The 3413-nt window shown below is 72.5% G+C and carries 3 protein-coding genes and 1 pseudogene; all 4 read left to right on the top strand.

Annotated features, from left to right (window positions below):
- Positions 1–807, top strand: an 807-nt coding sequence (locus CCN33_RS29920) for a ComEC/Rec2 family competence protein (RefSeq protein ID WP_140394765.1), incomplete at its 5' end; no start/stop codon positions are given.
- Between the two features lie 233 nt (positions 808–1040).
- A pseudogene (locus CCN33_RS29915) lies at positions 1041–1304 on the top strand (FAD-dependent oxidoreductase); the annotation flags it as partial.
- Between the two features lie 75 nt (positions 1305–1379).
- Positions 1380–2171 (top strand): arylamine N-acetyltransferase family protein, encoded by a 792-nt coding sequence (locus CCN33_RS29910; RefSeq protein ID WP_086696449.1) that lies wholly within the window; start codon positions 1380–1382, stop codon positions 2169–2171.
- 126 nt (positions 2172–2297) lie between these two features.
- Entirely contained in the window at positions 2298–3188 is an 891-nt protein-coding gene (locus CCN33_RS29905; RefSeq protein ID WP_086696448.1) for a YceI family protein, read from the top strand.
- Positions 3189–3413: the final 225 nt, after the last annotated feature.

The following is a 3413-nucleotide window of genomic DNA, read 5'->3' as shown; positions in this document are numbered from 1 at the left end:
CCCCTGACCCGCGCGGTCACCGGCTGGCCCCCGCCCGCCTGGCGGTTCGCCATGTGCGACGTCGGCCAGGGCGACGCCACCGTACTCTCCGCCGGCCCCGGCACCGCGGTCGTCGTGGACGCCGGCCCCGACCCGGCACCGGTCGACCGCTGCCTGCGCGAGCTGGGCATCACCCGCATCCCCCTGGTCGTCCTGACCCACTTCCACGCCGACCACGTGGGAGGGCTCTCCGGAGTACTGCGAGGCCGCTCGGTAGCCGCTATCGAGACCACGGGTTTCGCCGAACCGCCCGACCAGGCCGAGTCCGTACGCCGAGAGGCGGCCACCCACCACATCCCCCTGACCACGGCGGCAGCGGGCGAGGAGCGCCGAGTCGGCCCCCTGAGCTGGCGTGTCCTCTGGCCGCGGGCGGATGCGTGGGCGCCCCCCGACGGCCCGAACGACGCCAGCATCACCCTCCTGGTCCACACGGCCGGCCTCCGCCTGCTCCTCCTCGGTGACCTGGAACCCCCTGCCCAGCGGGAGCTGCTGCGCATGCCGGAGGCGGCCGACCTGGCTCGAGTGGACGTCCTGAAGGTCGCCCACCACGGCTCCGCCTACCAGGACCCCGACCTCCTCCACCGCACCGCTCCCCGCCTGGCCCTCATCTCCTGCGGCACCGGAAACCCGTACGGCCACCCGGCCCCCACGACCCTGGCGGCCCTCCGCTCCACCGGAGCCACGGTGCTGCGCACGGACCGGGACGGCGCGCTCGCCCTCACGGGGGCGGGGGGACCGCATGGGGGGATGAAGGTGATGCGGGACTGAGGGCGAACCCGTTGGCCTACGCCTGCTCACGCAGGATCGCGGTCACCCTCTCCGGGTCCTCGGCGACCCACGTCGGGCCACCACCCGCTTGGGGCCTGGATACGTACGCTTCGCCCGCCATTCCCGGCCCGGGATCGCAGAAGCGCCGTCTACGAGGCGGAGACCTCGCCCATGGCGCGGGCGCAGGGCGGGCTTCTCGACATCCGGGACTACAACGGCCAGCCCGCGCTGCGGACCGCGCACGGGGCGTCACGCTCCTCGGTGACGCCGCCCACCTCACGGCTCCGAACGGGGAGGGTGCCAACCTCGCCCTCTACGACGGAGCCGAACTCGGCAAGGCCATCGCCGCACACCCGGGCGACGTGGAGTCGGCGCTCACCGCGTACGAGCGGGAGATGTTCCCGCGCAGTGCCGAGGCCGCGCTGGAGGGGGCCGATCTCCGCGAGATGCTGGGCGAGGACACGCCGTACCACCTGATCAGTCTGTTCACGGAGTAGCGGGCCGCGGGCCTTCGGGGTGCGCGTACGCGCCGACGCGGGACGATGCGCCCCACCTCCCGCCACACTGTCCCCATGAACCCCACCCACACCGACGCCTACCTCCAGCGCCTCGGCGCGGAGCGCCCCCCGCGTGCCACCACCGAAGCCCTGCGGGACCTGCACCTGCGCCACCTGCGAGCCGTGCCCTTCGAGAATCTGTCGATTCACCTGGGCGAGCCCGTCGTCCTGAAGGAGGATGCGCTGCTGGACAAGGTGGTCGCGCGCCACCGGGGCGGCTTCTGCTACGAACTCAACGGGGCCTTCGGCCTGTTGCTGGCCTCGCTCGGTTACGAGGTCCAGCTTCTGGCGGGACGGGTGCACGGGGACGACGGTCTCGGCATCCCCTACGACCATCTCGCCCCGCGCGTGCGGACGGTGGACGGTGGCGACCTGATCGCCGACGTGGGGTTCGGCGCGCACAGCCACCTTCCGCTGGAGTTCGGCGAGCGCCGGGACCAGACGGACCCCGGCGGTACGTTCCGGGTGGTGGAGGCGGGCGACGGGGACCTGGACGTTCTCCGGGACGGCAAGGCGCAGTACCGGCTGGAGACGCGCCCCCGCACGCTCCCGGACTTCCGCGCCGGAGCCTGGTGGCACTCCACCTCGCCGGAGTCGCACTTCACCCAATCCCTGGTGTGCTCGCGGATCACGGAGGACGGCGGCCGGATCACCCTCGGCGGGCGGACGTTGACGACCACGGACGCCGACGGGCACAAGACGGTAGATGAGGTGGGCACGGACGAGGAGGTGCTCGCGGTGTACCGGGACGGGTTCGGGGTCGGGCTGAGTGAGGTCCCCACTGTCCGGGGCGGCCAATTCGGGTGACTCCCGGCGCATGGGCCGTACTCCCGTGATGTGGGCCCGTTTTGCTCGAAAGCCGCATCGGTGATCGAATGACTTTTCGTCAACACGGGGTGTCGAAGCGCGCAGAGGCGCACAGGAGTGGCGTACATGTTCGGCCGGTGGCTGGAGAAACGAACGGACCGGGTCCACCGGACGAGTCCACTGGCGGCGGTCCGTACCCCGGCGGACGCGGGTGTGCTGAGCTGCCGGGTGCTCGATCCGGTCAACCAGCCGGTCGCATCGGCGGAGTTCACGGTCAGCGACAGCCTCGGCCGCAAGGTCGTCACCGGCGGCACCGATCCGTACGGCTCCTTCATGGCGACCGTCCCGGCCGGCGAGTACCGGCTCGCGGTGTCCGCCGAGGGGTACAGGCCGTACCGCGCCACGGCCCTGGTCGCGGAGAACTCCCTCGCCTCGCTCGGTGACGTGACCCTCCAGGTGGCGCCCCCGACCGCGCCTCCGATGCGGGGCGACTGGGACGTCGACCCGGTCCACTCCTCCATCGTCTTCACCGCCCGGCACATCGGACTGGCCCGTATCCACGGGCGGTTCAACTCCTTCGCGGGCGCGGTTCGGATCGCCGACCGGGTCGAGGACTCGGCGATGCACGTGGTGATCGACGCGGCCTCCATCGACACCGGGGTCCGGATGCGCGACGACCACCTCCGCTCGCCCGACTTCCTGGACGTGGGCCGCTACCCGACGCTGGAGTTCTACAGCGAGCGGTTCGTCCGCCGGGGCGGCAACCGGTGGGCCGTCACCGGCGGGCTCTCCCTGCACGGTGTGACCCGCACCGTGACCCTGGACACCGAGTACCTCGGCCTCGGCAACGGCATGGAGGGCGAGACCCGCGCCGCCTGCCGCGCCACCACCGAACTCCACCGCGACGACTACACGATCAACTGGCAGACCCTGCTGGCCCGTGGCATCGCCGCGATCGGACCGAGCATCCGGGTCGACCTGGACGTGCAGATCGTGCCGCGCGTGCTCACGGGCTGAGCCTGCCCCTGTGCGGAGGCTCCCGTCGGCCGACCTCCCGGACACCCACCCCGCACCCAGGCCCCCGAGCAGTGCCGGACAATGGCCGCGTGAGTGATGTGAGACATGTGCTGGTGCTCCCCGACCGTGACGCCGCCGAGGAGGCGGCCGAGGCGCTCGGGGCGCGGTTCGCCGTCGACGAGGAGCCCCGGCTCGTCCGGGACGCGCTGGCCGGCGAGGACGACG

Origin of the sequence: Streptomyces recifensis (assembly GCF_002154615.1) — a bacterium.
Lineage (GTDB): Bacteria > Actinomycetota > Actinomycetes > Streptomycetales > Streptomycetaceae > Streptomyces > Streptomyces griseoluteus.
The sequence above is the reverse complement of the archived record's forward strand: the minus strand, read 5'-3'. Positions and strand labels throughout refer to the sequence as shown.

What these genes read in the sequence shown, in the direction of transcription:
- CCN33_RS29910 (WP_086696449.1), top strand. Translation starts at nt 1,380, where the DNA reads ATGAACCCCACCCACACCGACGCCTACCTCCAGCGCCTCGGCGCGGAG.
- CCN33_RS29905 (WP_086696448.1), top strand. Translation starts at nt 2,298, where the DNA reads ATGTTCGGCCGGTGGCTGGAGAAACGAACGGACCGGGTCCACCGGACG.